The organism is Pseudoalteromonas sp. DL-6 (assembly GCF_004328665.1).
Lineage (GTDB): Bacteria > Pseudomonadota > Gammaproteobacteria > Enterobacterales > Alteromonadaceae > Pseudoalteromonas.
Genome location: NZ_CP019770.1, coordinates 1,301,364 through 1,316,909 on the forward strand (window position 1 = coordinate 1,301,364; position 15,546 = coordinate 1,316,909).

Sequence of the window (15,546 nt, forward strand, 5' to 3'; positions counted from 1 at the left end):
TCTATATGATGCAGCCCCTATGCAAAAGGTGAAAATTCCCATCACCCTTCATCCGGGCAAAGCAGCTCAGCATCGTTTAAAGTATGACGGCGTTGTACCGCTTGAGAAACTTCCTCGTTTACGAGGGGTTATCCAGGAAGAAGTAGGTGAAATAGCGGTAAAAATTCATTGCAAAAACGATGAGCAAGGTTTAGTTGTGATTAGTGGCAATTTGTCCACACACGTAACTGTCACTTGTCAACGTTGTAATGGTGATTTAGGGTTGGATTTGGATCAAGACTTTGTGTATTCGCCAGTCGGTTTGGATGCAGAGTCAGATGATCTTCCAGAAAGCTACGACGAAGTAGCACTTGATGAAAATGGTGAAATAGACGTGTTTGAGTTAATCGAAGACGAACTTATTTTAGCAGTGCCATTAGTGCCTACCCACAACGAAGCTTCATGCAGTTATACAGCAGAGCCTGCCAGCTTTGGTGTTTTAAAGGCGGAAGATGATAAACCAAATCCATTTGATATTTTGAAACAACTTAAGAAAGATTCTTAGGAGAAGACTATGGCTGTACAAAAAAGCAAAAAGTCTCGTGCAAGACGCGGCATGCGCCGTTCACACGATGCGATCAGTGGTCCAACTTTAACTGTAGACCAAACATCTGGTGAGACTCATCGTCGTCACCATGTGACTGCAGATGGTTACTACAAAGGCGTTCAAGTAATTTCTAACTAAGAGATTGCTTATATGCTGACTAATCTAACCATAGCGTTAGATATGATGGGGGGCGATTATGGCCCCCGTTCATCTATCCCCGCAGCCGTTCGTGCGGTAAATGCTAATGCCAACTTAAAACTCATTTTATGTGGCAACGAGCAAGTAATAGCTAAACAATTAGAATCACTCGATTCACTTTCTCATCCCAGATTAATAATCCGCCATTGTAACGACGTTGTTACCAATGCCTGCGAACCCGCTGTTGCTGTACGCTCAAAAAAAGATTCCTCCATGCGAGTTGCCCTTGATTTAGTTAAATCGGGTGAAGCGCAAGCCTGTGTTAGCTCTGGCAATACAGGGGCGCTATTTTTTATGGCGCATTACGTATTAAAAATGCTTCCAGGAGTGAAACGTCCCGCACTCATATCGGCTGTACCCACTGAACGTAAAAATCCTGTTTACTTACTCGATTTAGGTGCCAATGTGCACTGTGATGCGCAAATGCTGTATCAGTTTGGCATTATGGGTTCGGTAGTGGCAGGACAAGCACTTGGGTGTGATAACCCAAAGGTCAGTTTATTAAATATTGGCGCCGAAGACATTAAAGGTCACGACGAAATTAAGCAAGCCGCGCAGTTAATGCAGCAAAGCGAGCTGATTAATTATATTGGCTATAGCGAAGGTAGTGATATTTTTTCTGGCAAAGCCGATGTTATTGTCTGTGAAGGCTTTGTTGGCAATGTTGCACTTAAAACCTGTGAAGGCATTGCTAAACTTATCATGAAAAAGTTTACCCGTGCCCTTGAAAAGCACGTCGTTTACAAGTGTATGGCGTTTATGTTGGCGCCAATCATAAAAAAACTCTATAAAAGAGTGAACCCCGACCAGTATAACGGCGCTTCTCTGGTAGGATTGCGCGGTATTGTTGTTAAAAGTCATGGAAATGCCTCAGCTAAAGCATTTCATGCTGCAATCGACGAAGCAGTGAAAGAAGTAGAACGTCAACTTCCAGATAAAATAGCTGCTATTTTCGAAAAAACACATTCTAAAGACACGGCGGTTGAATAACAGTTAACGTGCCGTGTTACACATTATTTATTTTGTTTAATTATAAGAGCAAATTATGGCACAAAAAATTGCACTTCTTTTTCCAGGTCAAGGCTCGCAAACTGTGGGTATGTTACAAGAGCTACTAGCGAGTTCTGACATAGTAAAAGCCACATTTGCAGAAGCTTCAACCGCACTTGGTTACGATCTAGCAGACCTTGTACTTAACGGTCCAGAAGAAAAACTAAATCAAACACACCGTACTCAGCCTGCATTATTAACTGCAAGCGTTGCTATTTATCGTCATTGGTTAGCTGCAAACCCAGATGCTGACGTCGTTATGGCAGGTCACAGCCTGGGTGAGTATTCAGCTTTAGTATGTAGCGATGTGATCAGTTTAAGCGAAGCCGTAAAACTGGTTGAAAATCGCGGTTTATACATGCAAGAAGCCGTACCTGCTGGTGTAGGTTCTATGGCCGCTATTATTGGTTTAGGCGACGATGAAATTAAAGCCGCTTGTGCAGCAGCGGCACAAGGTGAAGTGGTTTCTCCAGTAAACTATAACTCGCCTGGTCAGGTTGTTATTGCCGGTCATAAAGATGCAGTTGATAGAGCCTCTGTTGCTTGTAAAGAAGCCGGAGCAAAACGAGCACTGCCATTATCTGTAAGTGTGCCGTCGCATTGTGAACTAATGAAACCAGCCGCAGAAAAATTAGCCGCCGATTTAGCCGCTTTAACATTTAATACACCTAAGTGTGATGTAATTAATAATGTTGATGTAAAAGCTGAAGGTTCAGCAGATGCAATTAAAGAGGCATTAATGCGCCAGCTATATAGCCCTGTACGCTGGACCGAAACGGTTCAAGCACTGGTTGCACAAGGTGTAATGCAAAGTTATGAATTTGGTCCTGGTAAAGTACTAACCGGGCTTGCAAAACGTATTGATAAAGCGATGGTGTGTGGTTCAGTTAACGACCTTGCATCAATCGATTCAGCTAAATAAGAGTATATAAAATGAGTAATTTATTTTCTTTAGAGGGCAAAGTTGTCCTGATCACTGGCGCTAGCCGTGGTATTGGTAAAGCTATTGCAAACACATTAGTAGCGCAAGGCGCAAAAGTAGCGGGCACGGCAACAAGCGAGTCGGGTGCGGCTAATATTAGTGAGTACTTAGGTGATAACGGTAAGGGTTATGCGTTAAACGTAACTGATCCTGCATCAATTGAGGCGACATTAGCGGCAATTAAAGCCGATTTAGGTGATATTGATGTATTAGTGAATAATGCCGGTATTACGCGCGATAATTTATTAATGCGCATGAAAGAAAATGAGTGGGACGATATTATCGATACCAACTTAAGCTCTATTTTCCGTTTATCTAAGGCTGTACTTCGCCCAATGATGAAGAAAAAGAACGGCCGTATCATCAATATCGGCTCTGTAGTGGGTACTATGGGTAATGCGGGTCAAGCTAACTATGCGGCCGCTAAAGCGGGTGTTATTGGCTTTTCTAAGTCACTAGCGCGTGAAGTAGCCTCTCGTGGTATTACTGTTAACGTGGTTGCACCTGGTTTTATTCAAACAGACATGACCGATGATTTGACAGATGAGCAAAAAGCAGCAACGCTTGCAAACGTACCTGCGGGTCGTTTAGGTCAGCCTGACGAGATTGCAGCTGCGGTATGTTATTTAGCATCTGACGCCGCTGCGTATGTATCAGGTGAAACTTTGCATGTAAATGGTGCGATGTACATGGTTTAAGTTCGTAATACGAATTTAATAAACCAAAAATAGTATGCGGGTTTGCTAAAAAACATTGAATTTTTCGCAAACTTGCTTTAAACATACTTGAAATCGCTGTGAAAATAAGCGATAAAAGGTAAAATAAACACTCAACAGGTTTGACCAGCAAATTATTTATGGTCAAAAGATTGAATCAGAGAATTATCGGACGTAAACTACGCCGCAATCTGAAAATAACGCATTGGCGTTTTTAATAAAGGAAAGAAGAATGAGCGATATCCAAGAACGCGTAAAGAAAATTATCATCGAACAGCTAGGTGTTAAAGAAGAAGAAGTTAAAAACGAAGCTTCATTCGTTGATGACCTAGGTGCAGACTCTCTTGATACTGTTGAATTAGTAATGGCTCTTGAAGAAGAGTTTGACACTGAGATCCCAGATGAAGAAGCTGAAAAGATCACTACAGTACAATCTGCAATCGATTACGTTACAGCTCACGCTGAGTAATTAATCGCAAATTAAGGGCAGCATTCGCTGCCTTTAATCTTTATATCCAAACCACCTCAAAGTACATGATTCAATACCAAACCCTCACTCACTATCAGCAATTAAGTTGTTATTGCTCAGCGTTGATTATTGGTTTGAGACTCGCACTTTGAGGTAGCTTGGGTATGATCATCCCCAATACTAATAACATAACTAGCAACAGTAATAGTGTTAACGCTGAAATAAACTAAGCTAAGTTAATTGGTATAATAATAATTCCTTATTGGAGGCAAACCGTGGCTAAACGTCGTGTCGTCGTAACTGGCTTAGGAATGTTGACGCCGCTAGGCAATGATGTGCAATCAACCTGGCAAGGCTTATTAGATGGTAAAAGTGGTATTCAAAATATTACCCACTTTGATACATCAAAATTTGGTACTCACTTCGCTGGTTTAATCAATGATTTTGATGCATCGGCTTATATGTCGCCAAAAGATGCTAAAAAAATGGATTTATTTATCCAGTATGGCATTGCAGCGGGTGTTCAAGCTTTTCAAGATTCTGGCCTCGAAGTCACTGAGCAAAACGCAACACGTATTGGTGTAGCGGTAGGTTCAGGCATTGGTGGCTTAACCCTTATTGAAGAAAACCACATAAAATTATTAAACAGCGGTCCACGTAAGTTATCGCCGTTTTATGTACCGTCTACCATTATTAATATGATCTCGGGTCATTTATCTATAATGCACGGCCTACGCGGTCCTAATATTTCAATTGTGACAGCATGTACTACAGGTCTTCATAATATTGGCCATGCCGCACGTATGATAGCTTATGGCGATGCTGATGCAATGGTTGCCGGTGGCGCAGAAAAAGCGTGTACGCCAATTGGTATGGGTGGCTTTAATGCCGCACGTGCGCTTTCAACGCGTAATGACGATCCACAAGCAGCGTCTCGTCCGTGGGATAAAGATCGTGATGGTTTTGTGCTTTCTGATGGTGCCGGTGTGGTGGTTGTTGAAGAATACGAACACGCTAAAGCACGTGGCGCTAAAATTTATGCAGAGCTTGTTGGTTTTGGCATGAGTGGTGATGCTTACCACATGACATCCCCACCAGAAGATGGCGCAGGTGCAGCTCTGGCAATGGAAAACGCATTAAACGATGCGCAAGTAAATGCAGAGCAAGTTGGTTACATCAACGCACATGGTACGTCTACTCATGCGGGTGACAAAGCCGAAACATCAGCGGTTAAAACCATTTTTGGTGATTCAGCTAAAGATGTGATGGTAAGTTCATCAAAATCTATGATGGGTCACTTACTCGGAGCGGCAGGCTCTGTTGAGTCTATAGTGTCTATTTTATCGTTGACCGAGCAAAAAGTGACGCCAACAATTAACTTAGATAACCCAGACGAAGGCTGTGATTTAGATTACGTACCGCATACAGCACGTGACGCTAAACTTGATTACGCTTTGTGTAACTCATTTGGGTTTGGTGGTACTAATGGCTCGTTACTGTTTAAAAAGGTATAATCTTTTTTAACAACGAATGAGAATAAGAACCCAGTTGTTTAACTGGGTTTTTTTATGTGTAAAAAAATATGCAAACAATAATAACAGCAAGTGAAACCAGTAGCATAAGCACCCGTGATAGGGGCTTAAATTATGGCGATGGCTTTTTTACCACCGCAATGGTTACTGATGGACAAGTTGAGCATTGGGCTTATCATAAAGCACGTTTAATTGAATGTGCGCAGCGTTTGGGCTTTCCTCTACTTGAGTTTAATTCATTAGAGTCGCAGATCACTCAGCAAATAGCATCACATCCTCAAGCGGTCCTTAAAATCGTGATAACACGAGGCGAGGGCGGGCGAGGCTATGCGCCACCAAGCGAATGTAATTTAAATATTATTGTGAGTGTTTTACCTTATCCAGATCATTACAACAGCTTAACAGATTCGGGAATTAGCTTAGCTATTAGCCCGATTAAGTTGGCTGTTCAACCTCATTTAGCTGGGCTAAAAACCTTAAATAGGCTTGAACAAGTACTGGTCAAAAATGCCCTACAAACCCAACACAGCGATGATGCGCTAGTGCTTGATTACAACAACAATGTAATAGAAACCTCAGCGGCTAATATTTTTGCAATTAAAAATCATAAAATATTTAGCCCAAGGCTGGATGAATGCGGCATTAAAGGTGTTTTTCTGCAATCTTTATGTGATAAATTAGCGGTTGAGTTTAAAACTGTCGGCGTTGATGAGCTTACCCAAGCAGACGCCGTATTTATCTGTAACAGCTTAATGAAAATTGTGCCTGTAAAAAGTATAGACGAGCACTGTTTTGATATTGTGCATAGCCAATCATTACTAAACGAGTTACTAGCCAAGGAGGCTTAGTGTTAAAAGTTATATTATCAGTATTACTACTGGCTTTTTTTAGCTCAGTGATTGGCTACCAGCAATTACAAGCAACCATTGAAACGCCATTAAAGGTGGCGCAGAGCACTCAATTTGAAGTTAAAAAAGGCACCGGCTTTAATAAGTTGTGCCGTCAATGGCAGCAACAACAGTGGCTAGAAGACTGCTGGCGGTTTCAAATATTAGCTAAACTAGACCCTACATTAACTGACTTAAAAGCGGGTTTGTACGAGTTAAGCGCGGATAGCGTGATCAACAATATAAAAAAAATAAACCAAGGAGAGCAAGTTAGCTTTAGTTTTACCATTATTGAAGGTCAAGCACTTAGAGATGTATTAAATACGGTAAAAATTGCTCCACATTTACAAAACGATTTAAAACTCGAGCAGCTTGGCGAGCAAATAATCGGCAAGCAAACTCACCTTGAAGGGTGGTTGTTTCCCGATACTTATCATTATCATAGTAACGACAATGCGAGTAGTTTATTAAAGCGTGCAGCGCAAAAAATGCAGCAAACATTGGCAGATGCATGGCAGCAACGGGCAAGTGATTTACCTTACAACACTGCCTATGAAGCCCTGATCATGGCTTCAATAATCGAAAAAGAAACCGCGCTTGCCAGTGAACGTCCGTTAATTGCTTCGGCGTTTATTAACCGCTTAAATATCAATATGCGCTTACAAACCGATCCAACCGTAATATATGGACTAGGCGAAGATTTTGATGGCGATATTAAACGTAAAGACTTGAGAAATTACACCCCGTATAATACCTATCGTATTAACGGATTACCGCCCACACCGATTGCCATGCCCTCCAAAGAAGCCATTTTAGCGGCAGTAAACCCGCCTAAGAGCGAGTATGTTTATTTTGTAGCAAAAGGCGATGGTAGTCATCAGTTTTCAACCACATTAAAACAACATAATGCGGCGGTTAACCGGTATATTTTAAATAAAAAGAATTAGTATTTATGAAACCAAAATTTATAGTTATAGAAGGCCTAGAAGGCGCAGGCAAATCAACCGCTATAGCCCTGTGCCAAGACTTTTTAAACCATCACCATGTTGACTTTATTAATGTACGCGAACCCGGTGGCACGCCTCTGGCTGAATCGTTACGTACCTTAGTAAAAGCAGAGCACCAAGAAGAAATTGCTTTTGAAACTGAGCTGCTAATTATGTATGCAGCGCGTTCACAGCTAATGCATAATGTGATCAATCCGGCACTAGAGCAAGGGCAGTGGGTATTAGCCGATCGTCACGATTTATCGTCACAGGCGTATCAAGGCGGCGGCCGCGGAATAAGTGCAAACACCTTAGCATCGTTATCGTCTATGGTGTTAAAAGGCTTAAAACCCGATTTAACAATTTACCTAGATATTGACCCTGTTATTGGCCTTGAACGTGCTAAAGGTCGCGGCCAGTTAGACAGAATTGAGCAAGAAGCCATTGAGTTTTTTCAGCGCACCCGTATGCGTTACATTGAGCTTGCAAATGATGACGACAGCATAAAAACAGTCGATGCCAACCAAAGCATTGATAAAGTGCATCGTGATATTACCAATGTACTGCGCACATTTTTTTCAGGGTTAAAATAATATGGCATTGCCGTGGCTTAATGAGGTAGAGCAACGCTTAACTCAGAGCTATAAAGCGCAGCGTTTTCATCATGCGCAGCTGTTTTGCGGGCCTATTGGGGTTGGCAAATTTGAGCTAAGTGAGCAACTAGCAAATAGTTTGTTATGCCAAAACACCCAAGCACAGTTAAGTAGTCCAAATAGTGTGTTAAGCCCTTGTGGGCAATGTAAAAGTTGTTCATTAAACTTAGCGGTTACACACCCAGACAAGCGCATTACTCAAGTGGAAGGGCAAAGCATAGGTGTAGACGACATACGCGGCATAAGCGATTTTATGCATCAGTCTGCGGCGCAAAATGGCAATAAAGTGGCAATTATCGAAAACTGCGAAAAAATGACCACCGCAGCCGCTAATGCGTTATTAAAAACCCTTGAAGAGCCAAGTAATAGTCGGTTTTTAATTTTGACAACCAGCCAAGTGGCGCAATTACCTGCCACTATTTTAAGTCGCTGTGCTAAAACTGAGGTTAAAGTAACCAATAACCAATTAGCACAACAATGGTTAAGTAGTTTGGATGTGCCTAACTATACGTGGTTGTCGTTATTTTATAGCCAACCACTGCAAGTAAAGCAGTGGCAACAGCAAAATCAGCTTGAAAACATTGATACGCTTTATAAATTTGCAACTGAGTTTAAACAAAGCCATAATTTCAATGCGTTAGTCGACATAATAAATAAACAGCCTGAGCTTGTGCGTATTTTTACCTTATTTTTAAGTGAGCAGCTCAAACAACAGCTGTTAAATGGCATGAGTTTTGAAGCTTACCAAGTTGCTCAGCAAGCACTGAATGATTTTTTACAGAATAACATACAAATACTTGGGCTAAATTTACCGCTTGCGGTATCACGACTAGCGTACATATTACGTAACCAATAAAAAGGACTAGATATGCAAGAGCTATTAGTAGATATAGACGACCTTGACGAACTATATCGCTGTTATATGCCTTTTTTAAAAAAAGGTGGGTTATTTGTACGCACCAATATGCGCTATGAACCCGGGTATTCACTTGCCTTACGCGTTACCTTACCTGACGCGCTAGAAGACGACGTGGTAACCGGCAAAGTAACCTGGATCACGCCACAGGGCGCTCAGAGCTCAAATCCACCAGGGATCGGCATTAGCTTTTTAGATGATAAAACAAACCTAAACGCGAAGATCGAAAAACTGCTGGGGACTATGTTAAACTCCGGCAATCCAACTTATACCATGTAGTAAAAACAGGCCTTATTTTGATTGTAGATTCTCATTGCCATTTAGACCGTCTTGATTTTGATAAACTCGATTTAAACCTAGACCAAGTACTTGATAACGCCCGCGCTAAAAAAGTAGAACATTTTTTATGTGTAAGCGTCACGCTTGATCAATTCCCCAATATGCTAGAGCAAATAAAACATTACAACGACGTGTCTGCGTCATGTGGTGTGCACCCGCTTGATCAAAAAGACGCACTCAACAAACAGCAATTAATTGATTTAGCCTCACACGACAAAGTAGTGGCCATTGGCGAAACTGGGCTCGATTATTACTACGCAAAAGACACCCATGCCGTACAACAAGCCAGTTTTGTTGGCCATATTGAGGTGGCAAATGAATTACAAAAGCCGCTTATTATTCATACCCGTGACGCCCGTGCCGACACCATTAACTTAATGCGTGAACACAAAGCAGAAAATTGCGGCGGGGTACTGCATTGTTTCACCGAAGATTGGGATATGGCCAAAAAAGCCATTGATATGGGTTTTTATATTTCTATTTCAGGTATTGTAACCTTTAAAAATGCGGTAGAGCTTAAAGAAGTAGTAAAGCAAATTCCTCTCGATCGACTGCTTATTGAAACCGACTCGCCTTATTTAGCGCCAGTACCATATCGTGGTAAAACTAATCAGCCAGCGTATGTGGAAGATGTTGCTTACTATATTAGTGAACTAAAAGGCATTAGTTTTAACGAGTTGGCAAAGGCCACCACTGATAACTTTTATTCTTTATTTAAATTAGCAGCTAAAGGCTAACCTCATGACAACTCTCTCGGTGCAACACCCGCTATTACTTATGGGGCCCATGGTGCGCCGAGCAGAAAAAACTGCAGTCTGTATTCAGTTTGCTACTGCAAAGCCAGTAAATTGCCGTATAGAGCTAATTGGTCACGAATGTTATAGCGAACAAGACACCATAAGGCTAGGGGAATATTTATTCTTACAGTTTGTGGTTATTAAACCCATTAACAGCCAATTCCCACGCGATACCTTATTACCTTACCAGCTATTTTTTGATGACAGCCCGGTTGATTTATCTGCGTTTAGCTTTAACAATCAGCCATTACCTGAATTTGTGATCCCCAAAAAACTGACGCAAATACTACATGGCTCGTGTCGTAATGCGCATCACCCTGCAAAAGACAGCTTAGTAAGCTCTAGCCATTGGCAAGCTGTACAACGAAGTAATGAGCAGCAGGGGGCACAGTTATTATTGCTTTCGGGCGATCAGGTATACGCCGACGATGTAGCAGGGCCTATGTTATTAGCAATACATCAGCTGATTAAACACTTAGGCATATATAAAGAACAGCCACTTAATTTAGATTTACCCGCTGATATTGCAGAGCAACTATATGGTCGCCATTACTTGTTGCCGACTACCTCATGGAAAAAGCGTTCTAAATTAGGCATTGGCTATTGGTTAAAAAAGGACGAACCGCATTTTTCCAGTGTTAAAGCTTATAATCATCTGATTCATTTTGAAGAGTTCGTAGCGCTATATTTACTTAATTTTAGTAGCCAAGCATGGCAATACATTGACCTAAATAACTTAAGTTACTCAGGTGGTAACGAAAAAAATCAAACGCTATTTAATGCAGAAAAAACCGCATTAATTGACTATGCACAAGGTTTAGCAGAGGTAGAGCGGTTATTTGCTAATGTATCTACCTTAATGATGTTTGATGATCATGATGTAACCGATGATTGGAACCTAACCGCAGGTTGGGAGCAAGCCATTAACCAAAACCCTAGCAGCAAGCGTATTGTAAATAATGGCTTAGCAAGCTATTGGTTATTTCAGGGAATGGGCAACGACGCACTACATAAAACCGGATCGTTACTTAGCCCTTTTAACGACTGCTTAGCTGGTGATAAGCAGTGGCAATTTAAATGTTTTGATAAGCACCTGAACGACTTTAGCCATTGGCATTATGAGCTAATGACCATTCCTAAAGTGGTGGTACTCGATACCCGTACGCATCGTTGGCGTAACGAGCAAAACTTTAATGAACCCTCAGGCTTACTCGATTGGGATCGCCTCACAGAGCTTGAAGAGAGCCTATTAAGCCATGACCAAGTAATTATTGTATCGCCCGCTCCCGTGTTTGGGGTTAAATCGATAGAGGCAATTCAAGCCGTATTTAATATGTGTGGGCAACCACTGATGGTTGATGTAGAAAACTGGATGGCGCACGAAGGCTCAGCCAAAAAGCTACTCAATACTTTTAGACGCACCGACACCCCAAATGAAACACTGATTTTATCCGGCGACGTGCATTATTCATTTTGTTTTTCGGTGCAAAAGCGTTTTGGCGATCACCCCAACAGAATTTGGCAGCTCACAGCTAGTGGCATTAAAAACGAGTTCCCGCGTAAGCTAATAAATGTTCTCGACAAGCTCGACTCTATTTTATACGGCCCCAAAAGCCCACTTAACTTTTTTACCAAACGCTGGCATATGGAAGTAGACAAACACCAAACCAAAGGCAAAGGACAAAAGTACCTAGTAAGCGATTCAGCCATTAGCTTAGTTACGCTTGAAGCGGGAAATTTAGCAAGGTACCAATTAATCCATGGCGACGGCCACACCACCGAATTTGATTTAGAAGAGCAGTGATTTAAAGCATAAGTTTTAGGTTGATATTATTGCCGACGTGTAGCAGCGACTTCATGTCGCGTCATATTTTAATGTCGTGAGCGACGGGCGACGGGCGACGAGTTGCGGGCTAAATATCCAAAAGCGCAGCGTCTCTTAGCCTCCTTTGTGAATAAATCACTAAAATATTTTTTGAACAAAGAGAAGGGAATGAGAAACAAATGAGAGGGTCAAGCCAGTTCAAGGTTGAAATTAGTATCGACTTGTAGCAGCGACTTTATGTCGCGTCATTAGCGGAGGGCGACGAGCTTCTAGTTGCGCGCTGCACTGAGAATACAAAGTATTTGCTAATACTTATAACATTTGTATTTAGTTACTTTCTCTTTTTTCTCCTACCCTCTGTGGTAAATAAATAACTAAGTTCTTATTGTAATAATAGTACTGGATGAAGGGCTAAGCTCGAAACTCATTAACTTTATTTAAAACCTTTATTTTTGCACCACAGAGAACACCGAGGCGCTGCGCGCTGCACAGAGAATACAAAGTATTTGCTAATACTTATAACATTTGTATTTAGTCACTTTCTCTTTTTTCTCCTACCCTCTGTGGTGAATAAAATCACTAAAATATTTTTTGAACAAAGAGAAGAGAATGAGAAACAAATGAGAGGGTCAAGCCGGTTCTAGGTTGATATTATTGCTGACTTGTAGCAGCGACTTCATGTTGCGTCATTCTTTAATGTCGTGAGCGACGGGCTTCGAGTTGCGGGCTCAATATCTAAAAGCGCAGCGTCTCATAATCTTCTTTATGAATAAATTACTTAAACCCAAAATATAAAAATTACTCTTGAACCACAGAGGCGCTGCGTAGAGAAAAGGCTTCAATTGCTGAAATCTAATAACTAACCACAATTTTTTAACTTTTGTTTTAAATTACTTTCTCTTTTTTCTCCTACCCTCTGTGGTGAATAAATCACTAAGTTCTTATTGTAATAATAGTACTGGGTGAAGGATTAAGCTCGAAACCCGTTAACTTTATTTAAAACCTTTATTTTTGCACCACAGAGAACACCGAGGCGCTGCGCGCTGCACAGAGAATACAAAGTATTTGCTAATACTTATAACATTTGTATTTAGTCACTTTCTATTTTTTCTCCTACCCTCTGTGGTAAAAAAATCACTAAAATATTTTTTGAACAAAGAGAAGAGAATGAGAAACAAATGAGAGGGTCAAGCCGGTTCTAGGTTGATATTATTGCTGACTTGTAGCAGCGACTTCATGTCGCGTCATTCTTTAATGTCGTGAGCGACGGGCTTCGAGTTGCGGGCTCAATATCTAAAAGCGCAGCGTCTCATAACCTTCTTTGTGAATAAATCACTTAAACCCAAAACATAAAAATTACTTTTGAATGAACCACAGAGAACACCGAGGCGCTGCGCGCTGCACAGAGAATACAAAGTATTTGCTAATACTTATAACATTTGTATTTAGTCACTTTCTCTGTTTTCTCCTATCCTCTGTGGTAAATAAATCACTAAAATATTATTTGAACAAAGAGAAGCGAATGAGAAGACAGAATCAGGTGTTAGGGATTAGGTTCGTAACCCGCTCCCCGCAACTCGCAGCCCGTTAACTTTCACTACGCCGTTTTTTAATTCGCTTTGGTGCCGGTAACTTATTGGTTAATATAGCTAAACATAACACCACTATAAACAGCATTGAGTTTGCACCGGCCTGCAAAGAGTAATCAACCGATGAATGCAGCATCATGGCTAGAATAGCTGTAGCGCAACCAAACGCCACGCCCTGATAAAGCGCCGTTTTACGCGTTCGCATAGTATTAATACACAACCACAAACAATAAAGTACCAGTAGTCCTAACAACGCAGTAGCAGGAATACCCAGCTCAACCGCAAATTGTACATAATCGTTATGCGCATTGTCATAGTAGCCAGAATAAGGCTCAGACTGATACGCAGGAAACGCAGTATAAAAAGTACCGCCACCAGAGCCTAATAACGGGTTATCTAAAATCAGCGGAATTGAGTCACGAACAACTTCATCACGTGTTTCCGATTGCAAACTAGTCTCGCTAATACGTTGTTTTACTTTTTCTACATCGAAAATGGCACCAATGATGATTAAATCGATAATAAAAAAGCTCACAATCAGCAATTTAAATGCTTTGGGTTTTTGCTTATAAACAAATAGCGCCAGTAAACTTACTATTATCAAAGCGATAAAAAACGCCGAGTTACCCATACGGCTGCGAGTTAAAATAAGCGCCACAATAATAATAATTAACGAAATGCGTAAGATTATTTTAGAACTTAATAATACTTCGGCCCAGGCGCGAAGTGTTTGTTTTAAAGTGGGTTTATAGCCATTGTTAGTGCGTTTTAACTCACTGATTAAAACGCCAATGCCTAAACATAAGCACAGCGCTAAATAGTTAGCTAAAAAGTTAGAATAGGTAAAAGTACCAATTGCTCTGTCGGTGTGTTTGTAGCCAAACAAAGGGCTAATTACATCGGGCGATAAATTTAAGTAACTCGCATACAAAGCCTGAAAAACACCGGCACAAATTACAGCATAAATTAATTTTTTAATTCGCTCGGCACTATTGCAGTAGTTAAATACTAACCAGCTCAACATGAGTAAAAAGCTGGTTTTTAATAACATTTGTTTGGTTTGAAATACATCAACACTCACGCTAAACAGCTGTATACCAGAAACTAAAATAACGGCGCTTAAAGTAAAAAATAGTGGCCAAGAATAGCGGGGGGGAAATAGCGATTGGTTGTTATTTAACACACTGAGTGTAAGGTGAGTAATAAAGGTAAAGCTAGTTAAAATACCAATAGCTAAAATTGCCCAAGGGCGGTAACTACCTAAAGGAAGGGGGAGCAAAAATAGGATCAGGCAAATACAAAAAAATATAAAACGATTCAAAATAAACTCAAACAAAGTAAAAACGCAGCCAATAGGCTGCGTTTAAATATTTATACAGGTTGGTATTAATTACCGACTTCAGAAATGCCATTATCACCACCCGTACCACCAGAACCTGGAGGTGTAGGTAATGTTGGTAAGCCTACTACTGGTGGTGGAGCAGGCTGGCCAGCACCTGGGCCTGCAGCAGTAGCTTCTGATGCAACTGTAGCATCAACGCCGGCAGTAATTGCAGCTAGAGTAATGGCATCAGTATTCGAACACGTAGTTGAAAGGCTGTTTAAAAAATCAGAGATTAGCGGATTATCTGCACCTAATTCATCAACAACAGTTGTCACTAAAATATCGATATCTGCAGTATTACAACAAACATCATTTGCAAATGCACCGTTTAACCAATTGCCGTCGCCTGTTTTCTCAGGTTGGTTATTGTCTGATTCATCTTCAGCGCCATTATTTACTACGTTGCTTTTGTTTGAACACGCTTGATTCAATGCAGCAACAAGCTCTTCACGTAATTGCTCTGATGAAGTATCAGCTGTTGCATTATTAAGAATGCTTATAACGCCATCTGTATTTACTTCTTGAACCACTGCAGCATTGTCCGTTTGTGCATAGGTTGGAAGAGCAGTAAGAGCCGTTGTGCTAGCGACTAAGCCAGCTAAAAGTAATTTTTTCATTTCTCGTCCCTTGGTTGAGT

16 protein-coding genes are annotated in these 15,546 nt (G+C 41.0%); 14 read left to right on the forward strand and 2 right to left on the reverse strand.

Annotation, left to right across the window (positions count from 1 at the left end; translation table 11 throughout):
* Window positions 1–19 precede the first annotated feature (19 nt).
* From yceD to B1F84_RS06115, 14 genes are all read left to right on the forward strand, one after another.
* Complete coding sequence (yceD, locus tag B1F84_RS06050) at window positions 20–544, forward strand: 23S rRNA accumulation protein YceD (RefSeq protein WP_008109862.1); 525 nt, start codon at window positions 20–22, stop codon at window positions 542–544.
* A gap of 9 nt (window positions 545–553) precedes the next feature.
* Complete coding sequence (gene rpmF, locus B1F84_RS06055; RefSeq protein ID WP_008109865.1) at window positions 554–724, forward strand: 50S ribosomal protein L32; 171 nt, start codon at window positions 554–556, stop codon at window positions 722–724.
* A gap of 12 nt (window positions 725–736) precedes the next feature.
* Window positions 737–1,774, forward strand: coding sequence for a phosphate acyltransferase PlsX (gene plsX / locus B1F84_RS06060; RefSeq protein ID WP_131690860.1), 1,038 nt, complete (start codon window positions 737–739; stop codon window positions 1,772–1,774).
* Window positions 1,775–1,829: 55 nt separating this feature from the next.
* On the forward strand, window positions 1,830–2,756 hold the full coding sequence (fabD, locus tag B1F84_RS06065) for an ACP S-malonyltransferase (RefSeq protein WP_131690861.1): 927 nt from the start codon (window positions 1,830–1,832) through the stop codon (window positions 2,754–2,756).
* 11 nt (window positions 2,757–2,767) lie between these two features.
* Complete coding sequence (fabG, locus tag B1F84_RS06070; RefSeq protein WP_131690862.1) at window positions 2,768–3,514, forward strand: 3-oxoacyl-ACP reductase FabG; 747 nt, start codon at window positions 2,768–2,770, stop codon at window positions 3,512–3,514.
* Between the two features lie 250 nt (window positions 3,515–3,764).
* On the forward strand, window positions 3,765–4,001 hold the full coding sequence (acpP, locus tag B1F84_RS06075; RefSeq protein WP_008109873.1) for an acyl carrier protein: 237 nt from the start codon (window positions 3,765–3,767) through the stop codon (window positions 3,999–4,001).
* Window positions 4,002–4,276: 275 nt separating this feature from the next.
* Window positions 4,277–5,515, forward strand: coding sequence for a beta-ketoacyl-ACP synthase II (gene fabF / locus B1F84_RS06080; protein WP_008109876.1), 1,239 nt, complete (start codon window positions 4,277–4,279; stop codon window positions 5,513–5,515).
* Window positions 5,516–5,583: 68 nt separating this feature from the next.
* The gene (pabC, locus tag B1F84_RS06085) at window positions 5,584–6,381 is read left to right on the forward strand and encodes an aminodeoxychorismate lyase (RefSeq protein WP_131690863.1); all 798 of its coding nucleotides are present in this window, start codon (window positions 5,584–5,586) and stop codon (window positions 6,379–6,381) included.
* Window positions 6,381–7,367: an endolytic transglycosylase MltG gene (gene mltG, locus B1F84_RS06090; RefSeq protein WP_131690864.1), complete on the forward strand. Its 987-nt coding sequence runs from the start codon at window positions 6,381–6,383 to the stop codon at window positions 7,365–7,367. The genes pabC and mltG overlap by 1 nt, the downstream gene beginning before the upstream one ends.
* 5 nt (window positions 7,368–7,372) lie before the next feature.
* The gene (tmk, locus tag B1F84_RS06095; RefSeq protein ID WP_008109882.1) at window positions 7,373–7,999 is read left to right on the forward strand and encodes a dTMP kinase; all 627 of its coding nucleotides are present in this window, start codon (window positions 7,373–7,375) and stop codon (window positions 7,997–7,999) included.
* 1 nt (window position 8,000) lies between these two features.
* Entirely contained in the window at window positions 8,001–8,915 is a 915-nt protein-coding gene (locus B1F84_RS06100; protein ID WP_131690865.1) for a DNA polymerase III subunit, read from the forward strand.
* Between the two features lie 12 nt (window positions 8,916–8,927).
* The gene (locus B1F84_RS06105; RefSeq protein ID WP_008109887.1) at window positions 8,928–9,254 is read left to right on the forward strand and encodes a PilZ domain-containing protein; all 327 of its coding nucleotides are present in this window, start codon (window positions 8,928–8,930) and stop codon (window positions 9,252–9,254) included.
* Between the two features lie 17 nt (window positions 9,255–9,271).
* Window positions 9,272–10,051, forward strand: a complete 780-nt coding sequence (locus tag B1F84_RS06110; protein WP_024601403.1) for a YchF/TatD family DNA exonuclease — start codon at window positions 9,272–9,274, stop codon at window positions 10,049–10,051.
* Between the two features lie 4 nt (window positions 10,052–10,055).
* Window positions 10,056–11,915: an alkaline phosphatase D family protein gene (locus B1F84_RS06115; RefSeq protein WP_131690866.1), complete on the forward strand. Its 1,860-nt coding sequence runs from the start codon at window positions 10,056–10,058 to the stop codon at window positions 11,913–11,915.
* A 1,608-nt stretch (window positions 11,916–13,523) separates the two neighbouring features.
* On the opposite strand, the gene B1F84_RS06120 is transcribed toward B1F84_RS06115, so the two are convergent.
* Together B1F84_RS06120 and B1F84_RS06125 are read right to left on the reverse strand one after the other, a co-directional pair.
* Complete coding sequence (locus B1F84_RS06120; protein ID WP_205988839.1) at window positions 13,524–14,846, reverse strand: O-antigen ligase family protein; 1,323 nt, start codon at window positions 14,844–14,846, stop codon at window positions 13,524–13,526.
* Between the two features lie 65 nt (window positions 14,847–14,911).
* Complete coding sequence (locus B1F84_RS06125) at window positions 14,912–15,526, reverse strand: hypothetical protein (RefSeq protein WP_131690868.1); 615 nt, start codon at window positions 15,524–15,526, stop codon at window positions 14,912–14,914.
* Between the last annotated feature and the right edge of the window lie 20 nt (window positions 15,527–15,546).

What these genes read in the sequence shown, in the direction of transcription:
- B1F84_RS06100 (WP_131690865.1), top strand. Translation starts at nt 8,001, where the DNA reads ATGGCATTGCCGTGGCTTAATGAGGTAGAGCAACGCTTAACTCAGAGC.
- acpP (WP_008109873.1), top strand. Translation starts at nt 3,765, where the DNA reads ATGAGCGATATCCAAGAACGCGTAAAGAAAATTATCATCGAACAGCTA.
- B1F84_RS06115 (WP_131690866.1), top strand. Translation starts at nt 10,056, where the DNA reads ATGACAACTCTCTCGGTGCAACACCCGCTATTACTTATGGGGCCCATG.
- B1F84_RS06105 (WP_008109887.1), top strand. Translation starts at nt 8,928, where the DNA reads ATGCAAGAGCTATTAGTAGATATAGACGACCTTGACGAACTATATCGC.
- rpmF (WP_008109865.1), top strand. Translation starts at nt 554, where the DNA reads ATGGCTGTACAAAAAAGCAAAAAGTCTCGTGCAAGACGCGGCATGCGC.
- pabC (WP_131690863.1), top strand. Translation starts at nt 5,584, where the DNA reads ATGCAAACAATAATAACAGCAAGTGAAACCAGTAGCATAAGCACCCGT.
- plsX (WP_131690860.1), top strand. Translation starts at nt 737, where the DNA reads ATGCTGACTAATCTAACCATAGCGTTAGATATGATGGGGGGCGATTAT.
- tmk (WP_008109882.1), top strand. Translation starts at nt 7,373, where the DNA reads ATGAAACCAAAATTTATAGTTATAGAAGGCCTAGAAGGCGCAGGCAAA.
- yceD (WP_008109862.1), top strand. Translation starts at nt 20, where the DNA reads ATGCAAAAGGTGAAAATTCCCATCACCCTTCATCCGGGCAAAGCAGCT.
- fabD (WP_131690861.1), top strand. Translation starts at nt 1,830, where the DNA reads ATGGCACAAAAAATTGCACTTCTTTTTCCAGGTCAAGGCTCGCAAACT.
- fabG (WP_131690862.1), top strand. Translation starts at nt 2,768, where the DNA reads ATGAGTAATTTATTTTCTTTAGAGGGCAAAGTTGTCCTGATCACTGGC.
- B1F84_RS06125 (WP_131690868.1), bottom strand. Translation starts at nt 15,526, where the DNA reads ATGAAAAAATTACTTTTAGCTGGCTTAGTCGCTAGCACAACGGCTCTT.